The organism is Aurantiacibacter xanthus (assembly GCF_003584015.1).
Classification (GTDB): domain Bacteria; phylum Pseudomonadota; class Alphaproteobacteria; order Sphingomonadales; family Sphingomonadaceae; genus Alteraurantiacibacter; species Alteraurantiacibacter xanthus.
In genome coordinates this window covers 23,921-47,595 of record NZ_QXFM01000112.1, presented here as the reverse complement: position 1 = coordinate 47,595, position 23,675 = coordinate 23,921, and the positions used below count along the sequence as shown (strand labels likewise).

At 66.0% G+C, this 23,675-nt stretch carries 24 protein-coding genes; 9 read left to right on the top strand and 15 right to left on the bottom strand.

Annotated features, from left to right (window positions below):
* Nucleotides 1-3 precede the first annotated feature (3 nt).
* On the bottom strand, nucleotides 4-489 hold the full coding sequence (locus D2V17_RS12950; RefSeq protein ID WP_245978708.1) for a sterol desaturase family protein: 486 nt from the start codon (nucleotides 487-489) through the stop codon (nucleotides 4-6).
* 277 nt (nucleotides 490-766) lie between these two features.
* On the opposite strand from D2V17_RS12950, the gene D2V17_RS12945 reads away from it, so the two are divergent.
* On the top strand, nucleotides 767-1,495 hold the full coding sequence (locus tag D2V17_RS12945) for an SDR family NAD(P)-dependent oxidoreductase (protein ID WP_245978707.1): 729 nt from the start codon (nucleotides 767-769) through the stop codon (nucleotides 1,493-1,495).
* Between the two features lie 15 nt (nucleotides 1,496-1,510).
* On the opposite strand, the gene D2V17_RS12940 is transcribed toward D2V17_RS12945, so the two are convergent.
* Nucleotides 1,511-2,956 (bottom strand): LTA synthase family protein, encoded by a 1,446-nt coding sequence (locus tag D2V17_RS12940; protein WP_119593222.1) that lies wholly within the window; start codon nucleotides 2,954-2,956, stop codon nucleotides 1,511-1,513.
* Between the two features lie 319 nt (nucleotides 2,957-3,275).
* Here D2V17_RS12940 and D2V17_RS12935 point away from each other — a divergent pair, with 319 nt between their 5' ends.
* Nucleotides 3,276-4,457, top strand: coding sequence for a capsule biosynthesis protein (locus tag D2V17_RS12935; protein ID WP_119593281.1), 1,182 nt, complete (start codon nucleotides 3,276-3,278; stop codon nucleotides 4,455-4,457).
* Here D2V17_RS12935 and holA read toward each other — a convergent pair whose 3' ends face one another.
* From holA to D2V17_RS12915, 4 genes are read right to left on the bottom strand one after another with little or no spacing between them, the layout of a single operon-like run.
* A complete protein-coding gene (holA, locus tag D2V17_RS12930) occupies nucleotides 4,458-5,492 on the bottom strand; it encodes a DNA polymerase III subunit delta (RefSeq protein WP_119593221.1) in 1,035 nt (344 codons plus the stop codon). It abuts the gene before it with no gap.
* Nucleotides 5,489-5,980 (bottom strand): LPS assembly lipoprotein LptE, encoded by a 492-nt coding sequence (lptE, locus tag D2V17_RS12925; protein ID WP_119593220.1) that lies wholly within the window; start codon nucleotides 5,978-5,980, stop codon nucleotides 5,489-5,491. Before lptE ends, holA begins: the two co-directional genes overlap by 4 nt.
* On the bottom strand, nucleotides 5,977-8,505 hold the full coding sequence (leuS, locus tag D2V17_RS12920; protein ID WP_119593219.1) for a leucine--tRNA ligase: 2,529 nt from the start codon (nucleotides 8,503-8,505) through the stop codon (nucleotides 5,977-5,979). The genes lptE and leuS overlap by 4 nt, the downstream gene beginning before the upstream one ends.
* A gap of 19 nt (nucleotides 8,506-8,524) precedes the next feature.
* Entirely contained in the window at nucleotides 8,525-8,980 is a 456-nt protein-coding gene (locus D2V17_RS12915) for a DUF3576 domain-containing protein (RefSeq protein WP_119593218.1), read from the bottom strand.
* A 342-nt stretch (nucleotides 8,981-9,322) separates the two neighbouring features.
* Between D2V17_RS12915 and D2V17_RS12910 the strand changes: the two genes are divergently transcribed.
* Complete coding sequence (locus tag D2V17_RS12910) at nucleotides 9,323-10,066, top strand: hypothetical protein (RefSeq protein ID WP_245978706.1); 744 nt, start codon at nucleotides 9,323-9,325, stop codon at nucleotides 10,064-10,066.
* 82 nt (nucleotides 10,067-10,148) lie between these two features.
* Nucleotides 10,149-10,871 carry an acetoacetyl-CoA reductase gene (phbB, locus tag D2V17_RS12905; protein ID WP_119593217.1) on the top strand — a complete coding sequence of 241 codons (723 nt, stop codon included), beginning with the start codon at nucleotides 10,149-10,151 and terminating at the stop codon, nucleotides 10,869-10,871.
* 37 nt (nucleotides 10,872-10,908) lie between these two features.
* On the opposite strand, the gene D2V17_RS12900 is transcribed toward phbB, so the two are convergent.
* Entirely contained in the window at nucleotides 10,909-11,055 is a 147-nt protein-coding gene (locus tag D2V17_RS12900; RefSeq protein ID WP_281270582.1) for a DUF4019 domain-containing protein, read from the bottom strand.
* 162 nt (nucleotides 11,056-11,217) lie between these two features.
* On the opposite strand from D2V17_RS12900, the gene D2V17_RS12895 reads away from it, so the two are divergent.
* Nucleotides 11,218-11,463 carry a ribbon-helix-helix domain-containing protein gene (locus D2V17_RS12895; RefSeq protein WP_119593215.1) on the top strand — a complete coding sequence of 82 codons (246 nt, stop codon included), beginning with the start codon at nucleotides 11,218-11,220 and terminating at the stop codon, nucleotides 11,461-11,463.
* Here the strand turns inward: D2V17_RS12895 and D2V17_RS12890 are convergent.
* A complete protein-coding gene (locus D2V17_RS12890) occupies nucleotides 11,457-11,699 on the bottom strand; it encodes a hypothetical protein (protein WP_119593214.1) in 243 nt (80 codons plus the stop codon). The genes D2V17_RS12895 and D2V17_RS12890 overlap by 7 nt on opposite strands.
* Before the next feature lie 135 nt (nucleotides 11,700-11,834).
* On the opposite strand from D2V17_RS12890, the gene galU reads away from it, so the two are divergent.
* On the top strand, nucleotides 11,835-12,710 hold the full coding sequence (gene galU, locus D2V17_RS12885) for a UTP--glucose-1-phosphate uridylyltransferase GalU (protein WP_119593213.1): 876 nt from the start codon (nucleotides 11,835-11,837) through the stop codon (nucleotides 12,708-12,710).
* Between the two features lie 88 nt (nucleotides 12,711-12,798).
* On the opposite strand, the gene D2V17_RS12880 is transcribed toward galU, so the two are convergent.
* The 4 genes from D2V17_RS12880 to glnE form a co-directional block, all read right to left on the bottom strand.
* Complete coding sequence (locus D2V17_RS12880; protein WP_119593212.1) at nucleotides 12,799-13,467, bottom strand: M23 family metallopeptidase; 669 nt, start codon at nucleotides 13,465-13,467, stop codon at nucleotides 12,799-12,801.
* A gap of 114 nt (nucleotides 13,468-13,581) precedes the next feature.
* Nucleotides 13,582-14,379 carry a ferritin-like domain-containing protein gene (locus tag D2V17_RS12875; RefSeq protein WP_425453647.1) on the bottom strand — a complete coding sequence of 266 codons (798 nt, stop codon included), beginning with the start codon at nucleotides 14,377-14,379 and terminating at the stop codon, nucleotides 13,582-13,584.
* Nucleotides 14,380-14,381: 2 nt separating this feature from the next.
* Nucleotides 14,382-14,855 carry a peroxiredoxin gene (locus tag D2V17_RS12870; protein ID WP_119593210.1) on the bottom strand — a complete coding sequence of 158 codons (474 nt, stop codon included), beginning with the start codon at nucleotides 14,853-14,855 and terminating at the stop codon, nucleotides 14,382-14,384.
* Nucleotides 14,855-17,515: a bifunctional [glutamate--ammonia ligase]-adenylyl-L-tyrosine phosphorylase/[glutamate--ammonia-ligase] adenylyltransferase gene (gene glnE / locus D2V17_RS12865; RefSeq protein WP_119593209.1), complete on the bottom strand. Its 2,661-nt coding sequence runs from the start codon at nucleotides 17,513-17,515 to the stop codon at nucleotides 14,855-14,857. The genes D2V17_RS12870 and glnE overlap by 1 nt, the downstream gene beginning before the upstream one ends.
* A 104-nt stretch (nucleotides 17,516-17,619) precedes the next feature.
* On the opposite strand from glnE, the gene D2V17_RS12860 reads away from it, so the two are divergent.
* The 3 genes from D2V17_RS12860 to D2V17_RS21930 are packed head-to-tail and all read left to right on the top strand — an operon-like array spanning nucleotide 17,620 to nucleotide 20,409.
* Nucleotides 17,620-19,254 (top strand): M28 family metallopeptidase, encoded by a 1,635-nt coding sequence (locus tag D2V17_RS12860; protein ID WP_119593208.1) that lies wholly within the window; start codon nucleotides 17,620-17,622, stop codon nucleotides 19,252-19,254.
* Nucleotides 19,255-19,258: 4 nt separating this feature from the next.
* Nucleotides 19,259-20,236: an agmatine deiminase family protein gene (locus tag D2V17_RS12855; RefSeq protein WP_119593207.1), complete on the top strand. Its 978-nt coding sequence runs from the start codon at nucleotides 19,259-19,261 to the stop codon at nucleotides 20,234-20,236.
* 50 nt (nucleotides 20,237-20,286) lie between these two features.
* On the top strand, nucleotides 20,287-20,409 hold the full coding sequence (locus D2V17_RS21930; RefSeq protein ID WP_281270579.1) for a hypothetical protein: 123 nt from the start codon (nucleotides 20,287-20,289) through the stop codon (nucleotides 20,407-20,409).
* On the opposite strand, the gene D2V17_RS12850 is transcribed toward D2V17_RS21930, so the two are convergent.
* The 3 genes from D2V17_RS12850 to thrS are packed head-to-tail and all read right to left on the bottom strand — an operon-like array spanning nucleotide 20,406 to nucleotide 23,605.
* Nucleotides 20,406-21,149 carry a sulfite exporter TauE/SafE family protein gene (locus D2V17_RS12850; protein ID WP_119593206.1) on the bottom strand — a complete coding sequence of 248 codons (744 nt, stop codon included), beginning with the start codon at nucleotides 21,147-21,149 and terminating at the stop codon, nucleotides 20,406-20,408. The two genes, D2V17_RS21930 and D2V17_RS12850, sit on opposite strands and share 4 nt — an antisense overlap.
* Before the next feature lie 9 nt (nucleotides 21,150-21,158).
* Complete coding sequence (locus D2V17_RS12845; protein WP_119593205.1) at nucleotides 21,159-21,596, bottom strand: acetyltransferase; 438 nt, start codon at nucleotides 21,594-21,596, stop codon at nucleotides 21,159-21,161.
* Nucleotides 21,593-23,605, bottom strand: coding sequence for a threonine--tRNA ligase (gene thrS, locus D2V17_RS12840; protein ID WP_119593204.1), 2,013 nt, complete (start codon nucleotides 23,603-23,605; stop codon nucleotides 21,593-21,595). Before thrS ends, D2V17_RS12845 begins: the two co-directional genes overlap by 4 nt.
* Nucleotides 23,606-23,675 lie beyond the last annotated feature (70 nt).

The window sequence follows — 23,675 nt, the reverse complement described above, 5'->3', positions numbered from 1 at the left end:
AGGCTACTTGCCCGCTTCCTGTTGCCGACGAGCACCGTGGACCCGTGTTGCGAACAGGCGATCCCAGAACAGCGCAGTAATGGCAAAGTTGCCGTTCTCGTCGGTGAAGTGGTGCCGCATATGATGGCGCTTGAGCATCCGGCCCAGCCGACCGCGCATCGGCCACTGATGGCACGCATAATGGATCAGGTCATAGAGGACATAGCCGCTCATGAACCCGAGAAACAGCCAGGTCCCGGCATGGCCGACCAGCGCGAAGCACAAGGCCCACACGATCAGCCCGACGGGCACACTGACGACCGGCGGCATGAGGTTGCGCAAAAGGTCACGCGGTTGTTCGTGATGGTTGCCGTGAATCAGAAAAACCAGCTGCTGCACCGGCTTCCACGAAGCTTCCCAGTGGAACAGGTAGCGGTGTGCCCAATATTCGAACAGCGTCCATACCAACAGGCCAAGACCCACCAGCGCCAGCCCGTCGAGAGCGGACACTCGCCCCCATCCGGCCCAGGCGATAAGCGGCAGGAGCACGGACCAAACCACGACAAACCAGCGAAGCGAGATTACTGTAAGCTTCTCAACCGCCTGGTTTTCAAAGAGAACGAGCCGGTTTGGGTTATCGTCGGAGGTCGGCATCATCATCTCTTCTGGACAGAAAAGGCTACTGGCTGTCAAGGAACTTGCGCCGAAAACCCTTTTTCAAGGTTAATACATGGCACGCTTGCAATCCCGGTGTAGCCAATCACCCACACCCCAAATTGCCAAGCACTTGCTGATCACAGGTGCTTCAGGTGCGCTGGGCCGTGCCTTGGCGCTGTATCATGCCGGGCCCGACACGGTCCTGAGCCTGTGGGGCCGCAACGAAGTGCGCCTTGCCGACACCGCCGAGGCTGCCCGCACGGCTGGTGCCGAGGCCAGCGAACGCAGTCTCGACCTCACCGACTGCGACGCCGCTGTCGCCGCGCTCGTTGCCGAAGACAGCGAGACTGCGTTCGATGTGGTTTACCTCGTTGCAGGGATTGGCGATGTCTGCCCGGCAGATGCGCTTGTGGAGCCGCCGGAACAGGTCGCACGGATGGTGCAAACCAACTTCACCGCGCCTGCCGCCATGGCCACGGCGATAGCGCAGCGGATGGCTGAGCGCGGGCGCGGGCGGATCGTGATCATTGGCTCGGCAGCAGGGCATCATGCGCTGCCGTCGGCTGCCAGCTATGCAGCCTCCAAGGCCGGGCTGGCGCACTTCGCCGACGCGCTACGGATCGCGATGAAGCCGCACGGCGTTTCGGTTGTGCTGGTCGCACCGGGCTTCATCGCCAGCGGTGCCAACAAGAGGCCTATGGCCATACCCGTCGAGGTCGCCGCAAGGAGGATTGCGCAGGCGGCGGAGCGCGGCAAACGCCACTATGTGACGCCCTGGCCCTTCACCGCGCTGAGGCTTCTCGAGAAGCTGCTGCCCACATTTCTGCGCGACCGGGTACTGGCGGCTCTCAAACCCTGAGCCAGCCCGGTCGCGTCAGACCATGCCCAGAATGGCGCGATGCAATTGCGCGGGCGTAATGTCCTCGCGCGCATTGGTGCCCGGGACCAGATCACCGTTGCGGTCCAGCTTCAGGATCACATAGGGCGTGTGGCGAGGCCCGCCCGGCTGGCTGAGCCCCGGAATGCTCGGGCGGTGGTCGCCGAAGAAGGCCAGCACCGCCGGTCGGCGAAGGGCCGCCAGTCCATCGAGCAACTGGCCAAGCATCGCGTCGCTCGCCTGAACGCGGCGGAGATACTGGTTCAGCAGGCTGTCGTCTTCCAGCGCCCCGTCGACCGACCACGGACCGTGATTCTCGATCGTGACGGCATAGATGAACCGGCGCTCCTCGGCAGCTTGTGCCAGCTGCAGGATCTTGTCGGCCACGGCCTTGTCGGTGACGTAACGGCCCTCGCCCGGAAGCGGCGGAGCGAAAGCATCCTCGCTCACCAGTTCGGCAAAGCCGGCCGCCGGCATGATCGCGTGGCGATTGTAGAAGCGCATGTCGTGCGGGTGGACGAACAGGCTGCGCCACGCCCCGGTGCCGAGCCTGTGCGGCAGCGCCCATTCGGCCTCGCGCGCGGCGGTGAGGAACGGATCGTAACGGCAGAAGCCCAGCGCCTCCTCCTCGCGTCCGAACAACACGCCATATTCGGTGCGCATGGTGTAGGCACCAAAGCCGCTGACCAGCAGGTTGCCCCATTGGGCCGCCTGCAAGCGGGCGCTCTCCAGCGCGGGCAGCGCATATTTCCTGTCGCCGAACAGCTCGACCGGATCGGCAAAGCTCTCGCACTGGATCGCGATGACGATCTCTGCCTCGTTCGCAACTGTCGCAGCATGTGGCTCTGCCGAGCGCAGCGTCTGTGGCGGGGTGCCCCGCCACCGCAACCAGTAGAGCAGCAAGGTCGGCACCAGCCCCAGCTTTGCCACATCGCCTTCGGCATCGGGCCTTGCGGCGAGCTTGCGGAATGCTGGCAGGCGCAGCGAGAGTGCGATCGCCATGATCCCGATCACAGCGATTGTCGCACCGCCCAGATGGATCGCCACCGAGGTATCGAAGCGCCAGACAAACGCCGCGATCAGCGACGCCAGCACGGCCAGTCCAACGATCTTCTGCCAGATCGACAGGGCCGAGAAATAGAATTGCGGATGCTGAAATACCGCGAAGAACAGCGCCAGATCGGAAAAGTGCAGTGGCTCGCCCAGAATACGCAGCTTGGCATTGGACGAGACCACCAGCAGCACTTGCAACGCCAAAGCCGTCAGGGCCGCCAGCAAGGTGTCTCCACTCAGGGCGAGGAACAGACCGAATGCCACCATGCTCGAAAGCGCGGTCAGCCACAGACCGGCCTCCTGCCGCAGACCTGACCGGCGGGGATGGGCAAGGCAATCGGCCAGCAGGGAGCCGATCACGGCAAGCGACAAGGGGAGAGTGAATTCCATGAAATGCGCGGCAGGCGTTAACCGGACAACCGTCTCAAGGCTAGCCCACACGGAGATCGCACTCGTGTAACGAGCTATTCCGCTGGGGATTTCTTCCACGTTGGATTCATTTTTCTTACGCTTTTCCTCTAGGCCTCCTTATGAGGGGGCATTGAGGTTTGACGTTGTGGGTTTTGAAAGTTTTCCCGATTTGAATTCAGCCCAGGAAGAGCGGGCCAATCGCATGCTGCATGACAAGCTTGCGAGCATCTCCGCCGGTGGGCGAAGCGCGCCTGACGGTGGCCCTCACCCCCGCAACGTTCTGTTGCTTCAAGGCCTGATGGGACGTCTGTTTCGCCGTCTGGGTCAAGGGCTTATCGATTCTGGGCACAACGTCTTCAAGGTCAATTTCAACGGCGGCGACCGGCTGTTCTGGCGTTTGCCGGGCGGAATCGATTACCGTGGCACGTTGAAGGAATGGCCGGCAGCCTTTCGCGCGATCGTGCACGATAACGCCATTACCGATGTAGTTCTGTTCGGCGACTGTCGCGCGCACCATGTCCCTGCCGTGGCAATCTGCCGCGAACTGGGCGTGCCGGTTCACGTGTTCGAGGAAGGCTATATTCGGCCTGACTGGGTCACGCTGGAGCTTGGGGGAGTAAACGGCCATTCGGAGCTGCCCAGCGATCCGACCTGGTATCGCCAGCTCGCCGCCGAACTGCCACCAATTCCCCAGCACAAGCAGGTGCCAGCCTCGTTCACCCGCAGGGCACTCGAAGGGCTAGCCTATAACGTCGCCGACGTGTTCACCCGCTGGTACTATCCGCATTGGGAAAATCACCGGCCCTGGCACCCGCTGATCGAAGGCGTCGGCTGGGCCCGCAAGCTGCTGCGCGGAAAAGAGCGGCGCGAGAACGCCGCCGCACTGATGCATCAGTTGCTCAAGTCAGACAGGCCTTACTATCTTTTCCCGCTGCAACTGGCGTCGGATGCGCAGATTCGCCTGCATTCGCCCTTTGCCACCATGCACGACGCGATCCTGCTGGTCCTGCGCTCGTTCGCCAGAAACGCGCCTCGGGGCACGCGGCTGGTGGTGAAGGAACACCCGCTCGACAACGGTGTGGTCGACTGGCACGAAGAAGTGCGCTCGATGGCCGAAACGCTCGGTATCGAGGAGCGGGTCGACTATCTCGGGTTCGGCGACATCGTCCCGGTGGCCCAGCACGCCAAGGGTATGGTGACAATCAACAGTACGAGCGGAACATTCGCGCTCGACATGGGCATACCGGTCATCGCCTTGGGCCAGGCGATCTACGATATGGCCGACCTCACGTTCCAGCATGGCATCGACCGGTTCTGGACCGAAGGCACCCCGCCCGACGAAGAAACCTTCGCCGCCTTCCGCCGCGTGCTGGTCGAAAAATGCCTGATCCCCGGCGGGTTCTTCTCCGAAGAGGCGCTAGACAAGGTGGTGCGGCACGCGGTCGCGCGACTCGAAGGCCACGCGCTGACGCCCGAATAGCTAGCGCCGCGACGCCGCGACGCGGGCGATGCTCGCCAGCTCCTGCGCCAGCAGCAGTTCGGCCACCTGGCTGTTCGACAGCAGCAGGCGGTGCAACTGCGTGAGGCGCGGCACAAGCCGTTCGAGTTTGCCGCCGCTCCACTGCTGCAACTGCTGGCCGATTTCGCGCCGTTCCTTGAAGAACACCCGTTCGTTTTCGAGAAAGCGGCCGATGTCCTCGCCGGGGCGCAGCTTCGCGCTCAGCGAGGCGAGCTGCGCCGCGCGCCGCTCCAGCGCCAGCGCCACGCCCACCGGGTTTATCGACAAATCGCGCATCCGCCGCACTTCGCCCGGCAGCTTGCGCAGGTCACCCGAGAGCGCGACGTTCACAAGCGCGGCAAAGCCATCCTCCTCGGTGCTTGCACAGATCGCCTCGTAGCTCGCCACATCGGCGCTCTTGGGCGAGGTGTGCGACGCGTCGAGATAGAGCGCCAGCTTCTCGACCTCGGCCCCGGCCAGCCGGATGTCGAGATTGACCGAACGCGCGATCCGTTCGGCCAGATCACCGCCAAGGCGCACCCCCGCCGCATCGGCCAGCGCGCGCACGTCGATGATCATGTCCTTGAGGTCGCGCGGGTAGAAGATGCCGACCATGGCATCGTCACGCTTCAGCAGCAGCTTGGCCGAGCGCGACTTGTCGGTGGCTCCGCTCGCGACAATGAACACCGGCCAGGCCTGATCGGCCTCGCCGCGGTCTTTCAGATCGAGGAACGTCTTGAGCGCATCGTGCGCATCCTCGCCATTGACGCGCACCAGCAGGTGTCGCCGGTCGCCGAACAGCGAGGTCGAGCGCGCCTCGTCGACCAGCCGTACCGGGTCCGAGCGCAGGTCCGAGCCGTTCAACTCGTAGCGCTCCCCCGGATCGGGCAGCGCGGCGATCAGCCTGGCCGCTGCAGCAGCAGCGCCGGCCTCATCGGGGCCACACAGAAAGTAGAGACGGCAGGCATCGCCGGCCCGCTGCGCGGAGCGAAAGATGTCGCGCTGGGTCGCCTTCACCGCTGCTCGCGCAGAGCGCGCGCCAGCCTGACCTGAATTTGCCCGGCGACATCCTGCGCCAGATTTTCCATCGCCGTCTGCTCGGCGGCGATGGTGGCGAATTCGGAGGAGACGACGTCGATACCGGCATCGGACCCGGCAGTCGCATCGACGAGAATCTCGCCCGTCGCCAGCTCCACCAGCTGGTAGCGCGCCCGCAGCGACAGCCGCTCACGCCCGATGGTGTCGTCGGTCAGCAGGCCGAGCCCTTCCAACTGCTGGTCGAGCACGACATCGAGCCGATAGCGCGGCGAACCCTCAGTGCCCGCCTCGCTGAACCTGTCGTTCAGGGCATTGCGCACCAGCCAGCCCTCGCGCCCCGGAATGGGGGCCACCTCGATCGCACCGAGCCCCTGCGCCACCACGCCCGACGAGCCGCCCGAATAGAGCGGCTGCAACCCGCAGGCGGAAAGGCTCGCCAGCAGCAACAGAGGCGCGATCATCCTCATGCGACGATGTTCACCAGTCGGTCGGGCACCACGATCACCTTGCGAATTTCCGCGCCATCGATGGCACGTTGCACCTTTTCGCTGGCAAGCGCCATGGCTTCAAGCGTCTCTTTTGCCGCGCCCTTGGGAGCGGTGAGCGTATCGCGCAGCTTGCCCTTGACCTGCACCGCGATGGTGACCTCGTCCTCCACCAGCAGCGCGGGGTCGACCTCGGGCCATGCGGCCTCGGCAATCAGGCCGCTTTGGCCGAGCGCTTCCCAGCCCTCTTCGGCAAGGTGCGGCATCATCGGCGAGACCAGCGCCAGCAAGGTGCGGATCGCCGCATTGCGATCAGCCGTGGGCGCGGCTTTCTCGGTCGCGCCGGTCAACTCGTAGATGCGGGCCACGGCCTTGTTGAAGGCCAGCGCCCCGATATCCTCGGCTACGGCAGCGACAGTCTGGTGCGTGCGGCGGGCCAGAGCCTTGTCCTCACCCTCGGCGCTCTCGTCAAGCTGGCCGAACAGACGCCACAGGCGCTGCACGAAGCGGCCGCAGCCCTCGATCCCCGCTTCGGACCACGGCAGGTCGCGCTCGGGCGGGCTGTCCGACAGCATGAACCAGCGCACGGCGTCGGCGCCATACTGAGCGATGATGTCCTCGGGGTCGACGACGTTCTTCTTCGACTTGGACATCTTGATGACCTTGCCGATATCGACCGGCTGACCATCGGCCTTGAGCGAGGCACCCTCGCCGCTGCGGTCGATCTCGGCCGGGCTGAAGAACACTTCACGCGGGCCGTCCTTGCGCGAATAGGTCTCGTGCGTGACCATGCCTTGCGTGAACAGCGAGGCAAACGGCTCCTTCACGTCGAGCAGCCCCACATGGGCCAGCGCGCGGGTCCAGAAGCGGGCGTAGAGCAGGTGCAAAATCGCGTGCTCGATGCCGCCGATATATTGCTGCACCGGCATCCACTGCGCGACCTCGGCCTTGTCGAAGGCCTTGTCGGCAGGCTGACTGGCGAAGCGCAGGAAATACCACGAGCTGTTGACGAAGGTATCGAGCGTATCGGTCTCGCGCCGGGCCGCCGCACCGCACTTGGGGCAGTCGACCTGCTTCCACGTCGGGTGGCGTTCGAGCGGGTTGCCCGGAATCGAGAAATCGACATCCTCGGGCAGCGTGACCGGAAGCTGGTCGGCGGGCACGGGCACCACGCCGCAGGCATCGCAGTGGATGAACGGGATCGGCGTGCCCCAATAGCGCTGGCGCGATACGCCCCAGTCGCGCAGGCGCCACACGGTCTTGCCCTCGCCCCAGCCGCCTTGCTCGGCGCGCGCGATGATCGCGGCCTTGGCCTCGTCCACGCGCATGCCGTCAAGGAAGTCGGAGTGGACCAGAACGCCGTCACCGGTTTCCGCCTCGCGCAGCGGCACCTCGGCATCGCCCGGATTGGCTGCAATCACGCGGATAATGGGCAGGCTGTACTTGGTCGCGAACTCGAAGTCGCGCTGGTCGTGGCCGGGCACCGCCATCACCGCACCGGTGCCGTAGTCCATCAGCACGAAGTTGGCGATGAACACTGGCAGGTCGGCCCCGGTGAACGGGTGCCTGGCCGTGAGGCCGGTGTCAAAGCCCAGCTTCTCGGCGGTTTCGAGTTCGGCAGCAGTGGTGCCGCCCTCGCGGCACTTGGCGATGAAGGCCTGTGCCTCGGGGTTACCTGCGGCAACGCCCTGCGCGATCGGGTGGTCGGCAGCGACCGCCACAAAGCTAGCACCGAAGATGGTGTCGGGCCGGGTCGAATAGACCTCCACCGTGCCGCCGTCGGAAAGGTCGAAGCGGAACTGCAAGCCCTGCGACTTGCCGATCCAGTTCTCCTGCATCGTACGGACCTTCTGCGGCCAGCCATCGAGCGTATCGAGGCCTTCGAGCAGATCGTCGGCGAACTGAGTGATCTTGAGGAACCACTGGTTAAGCTTGCGCTTCTCCACCAGCGCGCCCGAGCGCCAGCCGCGCCCGTCCACGACCTGCTCGTTGGCGAGCACGGTCATGTCGACCGGGTCCCAGTTCACCGCCGATTCACGGCGATAGACAAGGCCCGCCTCGTACAGCGCGAGAAACAGCGCCTGTTCGTGGCCGTAATAGGAGGGATCGCAGGTAGCGATCTCGCGGCTCCAGTCGAGCGCAAAGCCGAGCTGTTTAAGCTGCCGCTTCATCGTGGCGATGTTGTCGTAGGTCCAGCCTGCCGGGTGGACGCCCTTTTCCATCGCCGCGTTTTCGGCCGGCATCCCGAAGGCGTCCCAGCCCATCGGATGCAGCACCTCGCGCCCGCGCATCTTGTGATAGCGCGCCAGCACATCGCCCATCGTGTAGTTGCGCACGTGGCCGATGTGGATGCGCCCCGAGGGATAGGGGAACATCTCGAGGATGAAGCTCTTGGGCCTGGCGCTGGTGCTGTCGGCCTCGAAGCAGCGTGCTTCGTCCCACGCCTGCTGCCAGCGCGAATCGGCTTGGCCAGGATTGAACCTGGTTGCGAATCGGGAATTTGTCATAGCGGGCCCCTAGGCCAGATCAGCCGATGGCGGAACGCCGGAGATCGCGCGCCTTGGTAAGGATGATGTCCTCCAGCCGCTGCACGGTGGCAGCCTGCACCGGCGCCTCGATCCACGTTCCGTCGCGCAGCACCTGACGGCTGGCGGCAACGCGCAGGGCATCGGCGCGCAGATCCTGATCGAGGATCGTCACCGACAGCTTCACCCGCTCTTCCGGGCTGCTGGGGTTGGCATACCAGTCGGTCACGATGACACCGCCCGCGCTGTCCGCCTGGGTCAGCGGCATGAACGACAGCGTTTCGAGGCTGGCGCGCCAGAGGTAGGAGTTGACGCCAATCGCAGTGACCTGCGAGGCGGCGAGGTCCGCCCGCAGGCGCTTGTCGTTGCCGCCACCGCAAGCGGCCAGCGCGGCAACCCCTGCGCCCAGCAGCAGCACGCGAGCAAAGCGGCCAGCACGTTCAGTCGAAAAAGCCATTGGCGTTCCTGTCAGCAAATTCCATGTTGCGCTCCGCTATAAACCGGCCACTTGACGCGGCAAGGCCCGGTGCGAAGCGCGGCGCACTTGCGGCGACTAGCCGTGAACCACCGCTTAATCAAACCGGCGATTGTGGATCGCGTGCAACACCTTATCCACAACCTGACACGAATGCAGCTTATTCATGGCCATATCGCCGTCATATGCGTATCACATATAAGCAATAGGCGAAGACTCGTGAGTTACCCGCATAAGGGGCTTAAGGGTCTGGCCATCTTGGCCCGATAAGTTACGTTGGGTCTGGTAAGTTGAGGAAGCATGATGTTCAGGGGGTTTTCCAGATTGGCACCGAAGCTGGCGCTTGCCGCCGGCGGCGTGCTGCTGGCTGCTGCCCTGCCCAGCTCGGTGGTTGCGATCGGCCTTATCGGCAACGATTCGACCTATTCTGAAGCCGGTCCTTCTGTTTCCTTTACCCCGGCTTCCGCCGATCCGCGCATTGCCCGCATCGTGGCGCAGCGGGCCGGTGGCAAGGCGCCGCTGATGCGCTTCACCCCCGCCAATTCGGCCAGTGACGGCTCCGGCCGCGCGGTTACCGTGGCGGTGCGGGTCGATCAGCGAGTCGCACAGATCCTTTCAGGCCGCACCTCGGTCGATGGCGGGCGTGATGGCGCCTCCGCCGATGGCAGCCTGCGCCTGGCTTCGTCGCGCTACAACCTCGGCCTTGCACGCGGTTACAGCAGCTTCGCCCAGTCGCCCACGCAGACGAGCGGGCTTGCCGCCAGCCTGTCCTCGGCCGAAGTTCCCGATCTCGCCGAGTTCAAGCCTCGCGCTGGCGCGGCTGAGAAGCCGAGCCGCTTCGCCGCCCGAATCGAGCTGGAAGAAGAAGCGCCCGCAGGTCGGCCAGCCAATACAAACGATCAGCTGGGTGACCGGATGCTCGACGTCGGCGGCAGCTACAGCCTGACGCGCAACCTCAATGTGACTGCCGGCGTGCGCTACCAGCAGGAACGCGACCTGCGCCCGCTGCCCGATGTGCGCCAGCAGGATAGCCAGGCCGTCTATATCGGAACGCAATTCCGCTTCTGATCGCAGCGCCAAAAGCGTTGGTTTCCCTTTACCTTAGCTCATCGCTTTGCCATGATTCTCCTATCGTTGTTGGGAGAGAAGCATGGCTCGCGTTGCAGTAGTTACCGGCGGAACCCGCGGCATTGGCCGCGCCATTTGCGAAGCGCTGAAAGCCGATGGCTTTACCGTGGCTGCGAACTACGCGGGGAACGATGAAAAGGCCAAGGCCTTCGCCGAAGAAACCGGCATTCCCGTGTTCAAGTTCGACGTGGGCGACTACGAGGCAACGCTCGCCGGGTGCGAGCAGATCGCCAGCGAGGTCGGCCCGATCGACGTGGTGGTCAACAATGCCGGCATCACCCGCGACGGCACGCTGCTGAAGATGAGCTATGAAGACTGGAGCGACGTGCTGCGAATCAACCTCGGCGGCTGCTTCAACATGGCCAAGGCGACCTTCGCCGGCATGAAGGAGCGTGGCTGGGGCCGGGTGGTCAACATCGGCTCGATCAACGGGCAGGCCGGACAATATGGCCAGGTCAACTATGCCGCCGCCAAGAGCGGCATCCACGGCTTCACCAAGGCGCTGGCGCAGGAAGGCGCGCGTTTCGGTATTACCGTCAACGCCATCGCACCCGGCTATATCGACACCGACATGGTCGCTGCCGTGCCCGAGAACGTGCTGGAAAAGATCGTCGCCAAGATCCCGGTGGGCCGTCTCGGCCATGCCGACGAAATTGCCCGCGGCGTGAGCTTCCTCGCATCCGAACAAGGCGCCTTCGTCACCGGGTCGACACTGTCGATCAACGGCGGGCAGCACATGTACTGAGGCGCTCCCGCGCCGATTGACCGGACAGGCGCAAAGGTCAGCTCATGAAAATGCCGACGACGTGCCAAACGCCGTCTTCGCGCACCAGCGTCATGGTCTCGACCACGCCCGTCCGGTTGGCGAAGTCGGTGCGGAACTTCACGCTGCTGTAGCGTTCGGGCGTGGGCGGGAAGTCGACTGACAGCAGGAGCGCGGCCTACGTGTTGCCCGTCAGGGTTTCGTAGCCGGACAACCTCTGCCACCCAATCGTTCTGCGCGTTCAATTGAGCCTGGGGTGGGCGGCGGCTGCCAGCCACCCCAAAAAATTCGTAGGGCCCCCGGCCCGCCTCGCCTAGCGTGAGAAACCATGGACACGCTCTATCACCCGCCGGTCAAACGCTCGGTCGAGATTGCCGGCCACAAGACCTCGATCAGCCTTGAGCCGCTGTTCTGGGAGCTGTTGCAAAGCGCTGCCCAACGCGAGGGCCTGCCTCTGAACGCACTGGTGGCGCAGATCGACGCCGAACGCATCGACGCCGATCCTGCGCCCGGTCTCGCCACGGCGCTGAGATTGTGGCTGGTTGCCGATCTGGCCGGGCGGCGCGATCAGTAGTTGGCGGGCGGATCGCTGGCAGGGAAACTCTGATCACTTTCCTCGTCCACTCCGGTCCACTCGCGACGCGGCTTGTCAGCCATTGCGGAAGGCCCCGAATCGCGCACCTGTGCGAAATTCTCGCCATCGCCCTGCCCGTCCGCGAAGGCCGCATGCTGGCCTCGCCGCAACTTGTCGAAATAACGGTATCCAAGTGCGCCTGCAGCAGCGAGCGCAGCCAGCCTGATCAAGGTCATGAGACTATCCTCCAGTTTCCCACCCAACGCGCAGGCTGACAAAAAGTTCATTCTGTCGCAGGAATGTGCCCCAATGTTGCACTGCGGTGACGATCCGCCTTGACCACTTTGTGCCCTCGCTTCATCACCTTAACCATGAGCAAACCCAAAGCGATCCGCAAAGCTGTCTTCCCGGTTGCCGGGCTTGGCACCCGCTTCCTTCCCGCCACCAAGGCTATCCCGAAAGAGCTGCTCCCTATCGTTGACCGGCCACTGATTCAGTATGCCGTGGACGAGGCCCGCGAGGCGGGGATCGAGCAGATGATCTTCGTCACCGGCCGCGGCAAGACCGCCATCGTCGAGCATTTCGACAAGGCGTTCGAGCTGGAAACCACCATGGAAGAGCGCGGCAAGGACATGTCGGTGCTCGAACCGACCCGCGCCACGCCGGGCGATATCATCACGGTGCGCCAGCAGGTGCCGCTGGGTCTTGGCCACGCGATCTGGTGCGCCCGCGCCATCGTCGGTGACGAGCCCTTCGCCATCCTGCTGCCCGACGAGATGATGGTCGGCAAGCCGGGCTGCATGGCGCAGATGGTCGAGGCCTATAATGAAGTGGGCGGAAACCTCATTTCGGTGCTCGAAGTTCCGCACGAGGAGGTCTCGTCCTACGGCGTGATCGATCCGGGCGCGAGCAGCGGCGCGCTGACGGAGGTCAAGGGCCTGGTCGAGAAGCCGCCGGTGGCAGAAGCACCGTCGAACAAGATCATCTCCGGCCGTTACATCCTTCAGCCCGAAGTGATGCGCACGCTGGAAACGCAGGGCAAGGGCGCGGGCGGCGAAATTCAGCTCACCGATGCCATGGCGCGCATGATCGGCACCCAGCCGTTCCATGCCGTCACCTTTGCCGGTCGCCGGTTCGACTGCGGCAGCAAGCTCGGCTTCGTCGAGGCGACGCTGGCGCTGGCGCTTGAACGCGAGGACATGGGCGCCGATGTCCGCGCCATGGCGGAGCGCCTGCTCGCAGAGTAGGCCTCCTTCAAGGCATCACCCAAGCAAAAGGGCGGCAATCGCGAGATTGCCGCCCTTTTGCTTGGGCCTGAAGCTCAGTTGCCGGAGATCATTCCGGCCCGCCGCGCGCGGCCAGCGGGCTGTTGTCGATCGCGAGTTCGGCGGTCATGTAGGGGATCGGGTTGACCGCTTCGCCAGCCACGCGGACTTCGTAGTGGAGGTGCGGGCCGGTCGAACGGCCGGTGGAACCGACGTAGCCGATCAGGTCGCCCTTCTGCACGTTGTCGCCCACGTTCACGACATAGCTCGACAGGTGCGCATAGCGGGTCTGCATCGCGCCGCCGTGCTCGATCTGGACGTAGTTGCCATAGGAGCTGAACGGCTGCGCCATGCCCACCATGCCGTCAGCCGTGGCATAGACCGGAGTGCCGGTCGGCGCGGCAAGGTCGACGCCCTTGTGGCCGCGGCGCTGGCGCAGGATCGGATGGTTGCGCATGCCATAACCGCTGGTCAGCACGGCGTTTTCGAGCGGCATCCGCGAAGGGACCGAGATCGCGATGCTGGGGCCGGCCATGATGTCGCCCGACTGGGTCACACGGCCACCGGTTTCGAGGGTCTGCCAGTTGGCGAACAGTTCGCTGAATTCGGTATCGACACCGCCCGATGCGGTGGAGGCGCCGGCCGAAGCCGCAACGCCGACGGTGGTTTCGTTAGCAAGAGCCGGGGCTGCGGCAAGGCCAGTCAGCGCCACGAGCGCGGTTGCAATTTTCGAGAGCATACGATCCCTTTTGCTCTTTCTTGGGGCCAGCCTTCCGGCCGATCCCGCAGTTCCCAAAGCAGCGATGTGTTCGCGCTTTTTCCGTCGGGAACCAATAGAGCGGTCAAAGGTTAATCAGGCAATCGCAGTATAATATTCTCGCGGCAGACCGGCAGCTTGGCGCGCTGAGTCGTTGAACGGCGGCTTAATGCGTGCGCCGAAACGTTCCCGAACCAGCTTTTGCCAGTGATTCTCCGGCACGAATCCGCGCTTTTCGCAGAGCCTGTCGAAATGGCTTGTGCCCGCCGCGACGTGGCGGATCTCATCGTCAAGCACCCGCTCAAGGATCTTCGCGCCCCGCTCATCGCCCTGCGCTCTTACGCGTTCCAGCGTAGCAGGTGTTACATCAAGCGCCCGCGCTTCCAGCACCATCGGCACGATTGCCAGCCGCGCGAGCACGTCGTCGGCGGTGTCGCTCGCGGCCTGCCACAGACCGCCGTGGACGGGCAGATCGCCATAGCGCGCGCCCATTTGCGCAAGATGGCGCTCGATAATCGCGAAGTGCATCGCCTCATCCGCCGCCACGCGCAGGAAGTCGGCGATAAAGCCTTCGCCCTGCGCCGGGCCGAAACGGCCGACCATGTCGAGCGCCAAGTCGATGGCGACGAACTCGATATGGGCGAGCGAATGCCACAGGGCGATCCGGTTGCGCTCCGAGCCGCCGCGCCCGCGCTTGGGCATGTGCGAGGGCGGCAGCACCTCCAGCCCCGCGGGCCATTCGGGGTGATCGGGCATGGCCACCGAAAACCCGGTCGGCAGGCGGCCCAGCCGCCAGTCGCGCACCAGTTTGCGCGTCGCCATCACTTTGGCGCGCGCGTCACCAGTGAGCAGCGCAGCGCGGATCGCCTGCGACAGATCGAGTTCGGCAGGAATGGTTACAACTCCTGCGCTGCGGCCAGCACCTCGGCAGCGTGGCCCTTCACCTTCACCTTGCGCCAGACGCGCGCGATCTTGCCCTCGCCGTCGACCAGATAGGTGGTGCGCTCCATGCCCATATACTGGCGGCCATACATGCTCTTCTCGACCCAGATGCCCAGCGCATCGGCGAGGCCATCGGTCTCGGGGTCGGTGGCGAGCGGGGCTTTCAGATCGTGCTTGGCGATGAAGTTCTGGTGCTTCTTCGCCGAATCCTTGCTGATGCCGAGCAGCTTCGTGCCCGCCGCCGCGAAGTCTGCGGCCAGCGCCGAGAAGTCGACGTTCTCGGTGGTGCAGCCGGGGGTATTGTCCTTCGGGTAGAAGAACAGCACCAGCTTCTCGCCCTTGAAGTCCGACACCTTCACGCTCCCGCCTTCGGGCGTTTCCAGTGCAATGTCGGGGACGCTATCGCCGATATCGGGTCTTTCGCTCATCATTCGATCTCCAGTTTCTGGTCAAACACCGCTGCCCATTGCGCGGCGATGGCTTGCCGCGAGGCCATGATCGCGCGGCGCAGCGCGGGCAGGTCGTCCGTCCCGCAGGCCTGCGCCAGCACCGCGCTCGCAGGCGGTGAGGGCTCGCTGCTTCCCGGTGCGAGCAAGCGCGCGGCCACCAGCACGCGGGTCAACGCAAGGTGATGCTCGACATAGCCCGCAGGCAGTAAACCCGCTGCCTCCAGCCCGCCGATGGCGGTCTCCAGCGCAGGCGCAAGGCCCACGCCGTGGCGCAGTTGCAGGTAGTGGACGAGGAACTCGCTATCCATCAGCCCGCCGCGCTGAAGCTTCACATCGAGATCGCCGCGCGGCGGCTTGTGGGTGGCGACATCGCCGCGCATCTTGAGCACGTCGGCGCGCAGTTTCTCGGGGTCGCGCGGGGCGAGCAGCACCTCGCGGATCGCCTGCTGCAAACCCGCCTGCCCCTCGGCGCTACCGAAGATCGGCCGCGCGCGGGCGAGCGCCATGTGCTCCCAGGTCCAGGCCTCGCTCGCCTGATAGCGCGCGAAGCTCTCGACACTGACCGCGAGCGGCCCCTGCTTGCCCTGCGGACGCAGCCGCGTGTCGATCTCGTAGAGCGCGCCCTCGGCGGTCGGCACCGACAGCGCGGCAGTGACCCGCGTCGCCAGCCGGTTGAAATAGAGCGAGGTCGAGAGCGGACGCCGCCCGTCCGATTCCTCACCGATCTCGCCGTTGAACAGGTAAACCACATCGAGATCGGAGGCGTGGGTGAGCGCCCCGCCGCCCAGCCGCCCGAGGCCGAGAACGATCAACTCGCTGCCCGCGATTGTCCCGTGGACCTGTTCGAACTCGTCGATGGCGGCCTCGGCCCCGGTGCGCACCGCGCCTTCGGCCACGCGGCACAGCCCCTCGGCAATGGCGAGCGGATCGTGGCGGCAGTCGATCAGCTGCACCCCGAGCGCGAACCGCTCCTCGCCCACCACCTGCCGGATGCGGCTGAGCCGGGTCTCGTAGTCGGGCTCCTCGCACTGGCGCATGGCCTCGGCGAGATCGTCGACACTGCCGGGCAGGTCGAGCGCGCGGGCGTCGATCAGCGCATCGAGCAGCTCGGGCCTGCGCGCCAGTTCATCGGCGAGCGGCTGGGTCAGCGTCAGCACCCGCAGCACGGTGTCGAGCAGGCCGGGGCGCTGTTCGAACAGGCGGAACAGGTTGATCGCGGTCGGCAAGCGTTCGAGCAAGGTCTCCCACCGCGCCATGGCGCGCGCCGGGTCGGGCGCTTCGGCCAGCGCTTCGAGCAAACGCGGGCGGATCACCGCGAAGGCCTGCTGCGCCCCGGCGCTGCGCATCACGCGCAGGCTGCCGGTCCAGTGATCGACCCGCGCGTCGAAATCGGCGCGGAACGTCTCGGGCACGGTGATGCCGCCCGATGCGCCATCGTCGCCCTCCCCGAGCAGCCCATCGTAATGTGCGCCCACGCGCGCGCAGATGTCGCGCAATTCGGTCAGCAGCGCCGCGCCGTCCGCCATCCCGTCAAGCCGCGCGACATTGTCGAGCGCCTCGGCGCTGGCGGGCAGTTCGTGGGTTTGCCGGTCCTCGACCATTTGCAGCCGGTGCTCGACCACGCGCAGCCGGTCGTAAGCCTCGCCCAGTTCCTGCGCCGTCGCCGGGGTGATAATCCCCTCGCCCGCCAGCGCATCGAGCGCCGCGCGGGTGCCGCGCAGCCGCAAAGAGGGCAGGCGGCCGCCGTAGATCAGCTGGTGGGTCTGGGCGAAGAACTCGATCTCGCGGATGCCGCCGCGCCCGCGCTTTACGTCGAAACCGGCTCCGGGCTCGCGCGGGCCGGGATAGGCTTCGCGAATGCGCAAGGTGAGGCGGCGGATTTCCTCAATCGCGGTAAAGTCGAGACTGCGTCGCCAGACGAACGGGCGCACCTCGTCAAGGAAATGCTCGCCCGCTGCGATATCGCCCGCCGCCGCGCGGGCCCGGATATAGGCCGCGCGCTCCCACGCCAACGCCGAGCTTTCGTAGTGCGAAAGCGCGGTCGGAAAGGAGATCGCCAGCGGGCTGACTTCCGCCGCCGGACGCAGCCGCAGGTCGACGCGCATCACATAGCCCTCGCCGGTGTGCGAGGAGAGCAGCTCGACCAGCTGGCGCGAATAGCGCTGCGCGGCCTCGCCCGGATCGTCGCGCTCGCGGCGCGGGAGGGTGGCGGGGTCGTAAAGCAGGATCGGGTCGATGTCGGAGCTGTAGTTCAGCTCGCCCGCGCCCTGTTTGCCCAGCGCCAGCGCGGTGAACCCGGCGAACTCGGCCTCGGGGCAGCGCCGCGCGACCACCGCGCGCATCGCCCGGTCAAGCGCGCTGTCGGCAAAGCCCGTCAATTCGCGCAGCACCTGACTGAGCGGGAAGGCCCCCGCCAGATCGCCAATCGCCAGCACCAGCGCATGCGAGAGCCGCTCGATCCGCAGCGCCGCGCCGATATCCTCGACGCCCTCGCCCGAGCGGCGTGCTGCGACAAGCGCCTCTTCGCCGCGTCCCTGCGCCAACAGCTCAGCCAGTTCGGGCCGACGGCGCAGCGCCAGCGCGAGAAACGGAGCATGCGCCTGGGCGCGGGCGAGTGCGGATTGCCAGTCGGCGGTCATGCCTGCCTCCTGCCTTGTGCCGCGCGCGCGGGCAAGTGTTGCGCTTGCGATAGGGCGGCGGTCCTGCCATTGCTCGCGCCATGACAAATTTCGGACGAAACCATATGCTCACCCGCACGCTCGCTCCGCTTTGCGCCTTGGCGCTGTCCACCGTGGCCTCGGCGCAGGAGGCCCCGCCGGTCCCGGTCGACACGCTGAAGGAGGTCACGCGCGTCCTCTCGTCCGACGAATTCGAGGGCCGCGCCCCCGGCACGCCGGGCGAGGAAAAGACCATCGCCTATCTTGAGGAGCAGTTCGCCGCCGCCGGGCTCGAGCCGGGCAACAACGGCAGCTGGGTGCAGGAGGTGCCGCTGGTCGAGATCGCCGCGCAGAACATCGCCCCGCTCACCATTGCCGGCGCCGACTACAGCTTCGGCGACCAATGGGTCGGCGTGACCTACCGCGAGCAGGATCACGTGGCGCTCGACGATAGCGAGATCGTGTTCGTCGGCTTCGGCATCAACGCGCCCGAGCGCGGCTGGAACGACTATGCCGGCGTCGACATGCACGGCAAGACCGCGCTCATCCTCGTCAACGATGCCGACTATGCCGCCGACACGCTCGAAGGCACGTTCAACGGTCGCGCCATGACCTACTATGGCCGCTGGACCTACAAGTTCGAGGAAGCCGCGCGTCAGGGTGCGGCGGGCGCGATCATCATCCATGCCGATTTCCCCGCCGCTTATGGCTGGAACGTGGTCGAATCGAGCTGGTCCGGCCCGCAGGTCTATGCCGCGCGCAACGATGGCGGGATGAGCCAGACGCTCGTCAACGGCTGGGTCACGCACGATGTTGCCGAAAAGATCGCCAGCGCGGCAGGCATGGACCTCGCGCAGATGGAGCAAGCCGCCACGCAGCCCGGTTTCACCGCCGTCCCGCTCGGCATCACGGCCAGCACCTCGTTCGACAACGATATCCGCCGCTTCGCCTCGGCCAATGTTGTGGGCGTACTGCCCGGCTCCGAGCGGCCCGACGAATATGTGCTCCACACCGCGCACTGGGATCACCTCGGCCGCTGCACTCCCGCCCCCGATGGCGACGACATCTGCAACGGCGCGGTCGACAATGCCACCGGCACTGCCGCGCTGGTCGCGCTTGCGAAGATGCATCACGAGGCCGGGGCACCGGCACGCTCGCTCGCCTTCGTGGCAGTGACTGCGGAGGAATCGGGCCTGCTCGGCTCGGAGTACTATGGTGCCAACCCGGTGTTCCCGCTCAGCCAGACGGTGGGCGGGGTGAACATGGATGCGCTCTATGTGCTCGGCCCGGCGCGCGACGTGGTCGCCATCGGCGGCGGCAAGAGCGAGCTTGACGCAACGCTTGAGCGCGCCGTTGCTGCACAGGGCCGCACGATCACCGCCGACCCCAGCCCGCAGGCCGGGTACTACTACCGCTCGGACCACTTCAGCCTCGCCAAGCGCGGCGTGCCGATGCTCTATGTGAAGAGCGGCGAAGACCTGTTCGACGGCGGGTTCGAAGCGGGCGAAGAAGGCCACGCCGACTATACCGCCCACCGCTATCACGGCCCCAAGGACGAGTACGATCCGAACTGGGACTGGAGCGGCGTGGCACAGGATGTCGGGCTTTACTATGCGATTGGCCGCGAGCTGGCCGAAAGCGCGGACTGGCCGAACTGGGTCGAGGGCGACGAATTCCGCGCCACCCGCGATGCCAGCTGCGCTGCCGGCGAGGGGTGCTGAACGCATGAGCCAGACGATGCCGCCCGAGTGGGCCGAGCAGGAGTGGATCTGGATCGGCTTTCCCGCCGCTGCCGACCTGTGGGAGGACGATCTCGCCCCGGCGCAGGCGCAGGTTGCCGCCTTCGCCAATGCCATTGCGGAAAGCGGCCAGCAGGTGCGCCTCGTGGTGCGCGATGATGAGAGCGAGGCCGCCGCGCGGGCGCTGGCGCATCCGGCGGTGGTCTTCGAGCGCCACCCCTATGGCGACATCTGGATTCGCGACACCGGCCCGCTGATCGTCCGCACCGACGATGGCAAGCGGCTCGCACAGGGCTTCGGCTTCAATGGCTGGGGCGAGAAGTATCTGCTCGATGGCGATCAGGAGACTGGCGCCTCGCTCGCCGAGGCGGGCCATTTTGCCTATCGCAAGGCCGACTGGGTGCTGGAGGGCGGCTCGATCGATCCCGATGGCACCGGCCTCGTGGTGACGACCGAGCAGTGCCTGCTCAACCGCAACCGCAACCCCGATTTGTCGCGCGAGGAAATCGCGGAGCATCTGGCACAGGAGCTGGGCTTCGAGCGCATCCTGTGGCTCGGTGACGGCCTGCTCGGCGACCACACCGATGGCCATGTCGACAACCTCGCGCGGTTCGTCGCGCCGGGGGAAATCGCTATTCCCGTGGCGACCAGCGACGACGATCCCAATGCGGCCGTCTATGACGATGCGGCGCAACGGGCCGCCGACTTCGGGCTGACGGTCCACCGCATCCCCTCCGCCGGGCTTTACGGTGAGGAGGATGCCGAGCCGGCGAGCTACATGAACTTCGTGATCGCGAACAAGGTGGTAGTGGTGCCGATCTACGGCTGCGCCAACGATGCGGCGGCAGTCGAGGCGATCGGAAAGCTGTTTCCGGGGCGCAAGGCAGTGGGCCTGATGGCCGACGCGGTGCTGACCGGCGGCGGCTCGTTCCACTGTTGCAGCCAGCACGTGCCCGTCGCCTAGGCTGGCACTTTAACAGTTTGTTTACCGGAGCGCGGTCATACTTTTCGGGTATGACCGCTTCTTTCGCCCGCATCCGTCAGCTCGCCGCCAGCCCGGTGGACCTGCTGCGCATTGCCGTGGTCATGGGCTGCGCTCTGGCGCTGATTCTCGCCGGACAGGCGCTCCCCTTCTAAAGCAGGCGGCCAAGCGCCACCATTGCCGTCACCGCCAGCACCGCGCCTGTCGCCACCTGCCATTGCCGCGTGGTGACGCGGCCGAAGGCGTGGTGGCCAAGCCAGTCGCCTGCCAGCACGGCGGGAAAGAGCAGCGCCGCCAGCACCAGTTCGCGCCATGAGCCCACGCCTCGCCACCAAAAGAAGGCCACCGACAGCGGCGAAAGGACGAGGAAGATCGCCATCATGCTTGCCCGTGCCGCGCGCGGGGCGAAGCTGCCGCGCAGGTAGAACGGCCCCATCCCCGGCCCCGGCATCCCCGCAAAACCGCCGAGAAAGCCCGTCGCGATCCCCGCCAGTGGCAGCGCGACAGGGCGCGGCAGCCGCAGCGGCCCCATCGGCGCGACCACCAGCACGAAGGCCCCCAGCGAAACCAGCGCGATCAGCACGCGCGCCAGATCGGCTGAGAGCGCATTGAGCGCCCACAGGCCCAGCGGCGTGGCCGCCACGGCAACCAGCACGAAGGGAACAGACGAACGGTCGGCATCGCGGCGGATGCGTCCGAGGTCGGTCAGCGCGATCAGCGACAGCGACACCAGCCCGACGAACACCGCCAGCTGCGGCGCCATGGTCAGTTGCAGCACCGGCACCAGCACCACCGACAGCCCGAACCCGGCCAGCCCCCGCACGAAGCCCGCCGCCAGCGCCGCGCCGAGTGCCAGCGCGAGTTGCAGTGCCGTGAACCCCGCAAGGGCGTCCATCTTCGCGCCCTAGGCCCTGGCCGGGAAGCGGAAATGGACGAGCGGGTAAGGCCGCCCCTCGTTATCGCACTCCGAACGGCCAATCCGCTCGAACCCCTTGGCAAGGTAGAATGGGACCGCGTTATCGGCCTGCTCGTTGGCATCGACCCGCGCCTGCGGGGCAAGCGACAGGGCATGGGCGACAAGCGCCGAGCCGACGCCCTGTCCGTGCCGCGCGGGAGCGACGAACAGCGCCTCGATCATGTCGCCGTCAAGCACCATGAACCCGGCCACCTCGCCGCCCAATTCCGCCACCCACAGCGGCGACTGCGGCAGGAACGCGCCGACCTGCGCGTCAATCGTCTGACGGTCTGCGGGCGTCAGGAAGCCGTGGGTCGCGTCCACCGCAGCCCGCCAGATTGCCAGAGCAGCCGCGCAGTCACGCGGCTCGCCAGCGCGGATAATCACGCCAGATCGGGCGGGCTCGACGCACCCGCGATCAGCGCCACGGCCTCGTCGAGGGTCAGCACCTGCTGGTCCTTCTCGCCGAGGATACGCAGCGCCACCTTGCCCTCTTCCGCCTCGCGCATGCCGAGCACGAGCAGATAGGGCACCTTGGCGAGGCTGTGCTCGCGCACCTTGTAGTTGATCTTCTCGTTGCGATAGTCGCTCTCGCAGCGGATGCCCGCCGCCTTGAGCTTCGCCATCACCTGTTCGCCATAAGGATCGGCGTCGGAGACGATGGTCGCCACCACCGCCTGCACCGGCGCGAGCCAGGCGGGCAGGCGGCCCGCAAAGTGCTCGATCAGGATGCCGATGAAGCGCTCGTAGCTGCCGAAGATCGCGCGGTGGAGCATCACCGGGCGATGCCGTCCGCCGTCCTCGCCAATATAGCTCGCGTCGAGCCGCTCGGGCAGCACGCGGTCGGACTGGATCGTGCCGACCTGCCAGGTGCGGCCAATCGCGTCGGTCAGGTGCCATTCGAGCTTGGGGGCATAGAACGCGCCTTCGCCGGGCAGCTCTTCCCAGCCATAGTCGTCGTTGGCCATGCCTGCCGCCGCGACCGCATCGCGCAGCTCCTGCTCGGCCTTGTCCCACATTTCGTCGGAGCCGAAGCGCTTCTCGGGGCGCAGCGCCAGCTTCACATGATAGGTGAAGCCGAAGTCGCGATAGACGCGGTCGGCCAGCTCGCAGAACTGGCGCACTTCGTCGACCACCTGATTCTCGGTGCAGAAGATATGCGCATCGTCCTGCGTGAACTGGCGCACGCGCATCAGGCCGTGGAGCGCGCCGTGCGGCTCGTTGCGGTGGCAGCAGCCCATTTCGCCCAGCCGGATCGGCAGGTCGCGGTAGGAGGTGATGCCCTGCTTGAACACCAGCACGTGGGCCGGGCAGTTCATCGGCTTGAGCGCCATCCATTCGGCCGCATCGCTGACGATCGGGCCTTCGTCCTCGGTGTTGGGCACCTCGTCGGGGATCACGAACATGTTTTCGCGATACTTGCCCCAGTGGCCCGACTGCTCCCACTGGCGTGCGTCCATCACCTGCGGGGTCTTGATCTCGCGGTAGCCGCCGCCGTCCATCTTGCGGCGCATATAGGCTTCCAGCTCGCGCCAGATGCGATAGCCCTTGGGGTGCCAGAACACCGAGCCATGCGCCTCTTCCTGCAAGTGGAACAGGTCCATCTCGCGGCCGAGCTTGCGGTGGTCGCGCTTGGCGGCCTCTTCCAGCCGGGTGAGGTGCGCGTTCAATTGCTTCTTGGTCAGCCAGCCGGTGCCGTAGATGCGCGTGAGCTGCGCGTTCTTCTGGTCGCCGCGCCAGTAGGCCCCGGCAACGCGCATCAGCTTGAAGGCATCGGGATCGAGCTTGCCGGTGGAGGGCAGGTGCGGCCCGCGGCACATGTCGAGCCAGGAATCCTCAGAGTCTTTTGGGCCGCTCCTGTAAACGGTCAGTTCCTCGCCCTCGGGCAGTTCCTTCGCCCACTCGGCCTTGAAGGTCTCGCCATCGGCCTGCCACTTGTCGATCAGCTGCTGGCGGGTCCAGACCTCGCGCGTGAGCACCTTATCGGCGCGGATGATTTCGCGCATCTTCTCTTCGATGGCCGGAAGGTCGTCCATCGAGAACGGCGCGCGGCTCTCGGGCGCCTTCACGTCGTAGTAGAAGCCGTCGTCGGTGGCGGGACCGAAGGTGATCTGGGTGCCCGGCCACAGCGCCTGCACCGCCTCGGCCAGCACGTGGGCATAGTCGTGCCGCGCCAGCTCCAGCGCCTCGGCCTCGTCGCGGCTGGTGACCAGCGCCAGCTCGGCGTCGCCCTCGAACGGGCGGGTGAGATCGCGCAGCTCGCCATTTACGCGCGCGGCCAGCGCCGCCTTGGCCAGCCCCGGCCCGATTTCCGCCGCCACATCGGCCGGAGTCGAGCCCGGTGCCATCTCGCGAACGGAACCATCGGGAAGGGAGATCTTGAAGTGATTGCTCATGATACCAGATATCTGTCGATTGCCTGCGCGCGCCATGGCACAAGGCGCGGCGCGCTGAAAGGTTTTAGCG

Excerpts from the sequence above, each read along its gene's own strand:
- D2V17_RS12935 (WP_119593281.1), top strand. The coding sequence starts at position 3,276 with ATGGGACGTCTGTTTCGCCGTCTGGGTCAAGGGCTTATCGATTCTGGG.
- thrS (WP_119593204.1), bottom strand. The coding sequence starts at position 23,605 with ATGAGCAATCACTTCAAGATCTCCCTTCCCGATGGTTCCGTTCGCGAG.
- D2V17_RS21930 (WP_281270579.1), top strand. The coding sequence starts at position 20,287 with ATGACCGCTTCTTTCGCCCGCATCCGTCAGCTCGCCGCCAGCCCGGTG.
- D2V17_RS12915 (WP_119593218.1), bottom strand. The coding sequence starts at position 8,980 with ATGGCTTTTTCGACTGAACGTGCTGGCCGCTTTGCTCGCGTGCTGCTG.
- phbB (WP_119593217.1), top strand. The coding sequence starts at position 10,149 with ATGGCTCGCGTTGCAGTAGTTACCGGCGGAACCCGCGGCATTGGCCGC.
- D2V17_RS12890 (WP_119593214.1), bottom strand. The coding sequence starts at position 11,699 with ATGACCTTGATCAGGCTGGCTGCGCTCGCTGCTGCAGGCGCACTTGGA.
- D2V17_RS12940 (WP_119593222.1), bottom strand. The coding sequence starts at position 2,956 with ATGGAATTCACTCTCCCCTTGTCGCTTGCCGTGATCGGCTCCCTGCTG.
- D2V17_RS12895 (WP_119593215.1), top strand. The coding sequence starts at position 11,218 with ATGGACACGCTCTATCACCCGCCGGTCAAACGCTCGGTCGAGATTGCC.
- D2V17_RS12855 (WP_119593207.1), top strand. The coding sequence starts at position 19,259 with ATGAGCCAGACGATGCCGCCCGAGTGGGCCGAGCAGGAGTGGATCTGG.
- D2V17_RS12870 (WP_119593210.1), bottom strand. The coding sequence starts at position 14,855 with ATGAGCGAAAGACCCGATATCGGCGATAGCGTCCCCGACATTGCACTG.
- D2V17_RS12860 (WP_119593208.1), top strand. The coding sequence starts at position 17,620 with ATGCTCACCCGCACGCTCGCTCCGCTTTGCGCCTTGGCGCTGTCCACC.
- lptE (WP_119593220.1), bottom strand. The coding sequence starts at position 5,980 with ATGAGGATGATCGCGCCTCTGTTGCTGCTGGCGAGCCTTTCCGCCTGC.
- glnE (WP_119593209.1), bottom strand. The coding sequence starts at position 17,515 with ATGACCGCCGACTGGCAATCCGCACTCGCCCGCGCCCAGGCGCATGCT.
- D2V17_RS12850 (WP_119593206.1), bottom strand. The coding sequence starts at position 21,149 with ATGGACGCCCTTGCGGGGTTCACGGCACTGCAACTCGCGCTGGCACTC.
- galU (WP_119593213.1), top strand. The coding sequence starts at position 11,835 with ATGAGCAAACCCAAAGCGATCCGCAAAGCTGTCTTCCCGGTTGCCGGG.
- D2V17_RS12880 (WP_119593212.1), bottom strand. The coding sequence starts at position 13,467 with ATGCTCTCGAAAATTGCAACCGCGCTCGTGGCGCTGACTGGCCTTGCC.
- leuS (WP_119593219.1), bottom strand. The coding sequence starts at position 8,505 with ATGACAAATTCCCGATTCGCAACCAGGTTCAATCCTGGCCAAGCCGAT.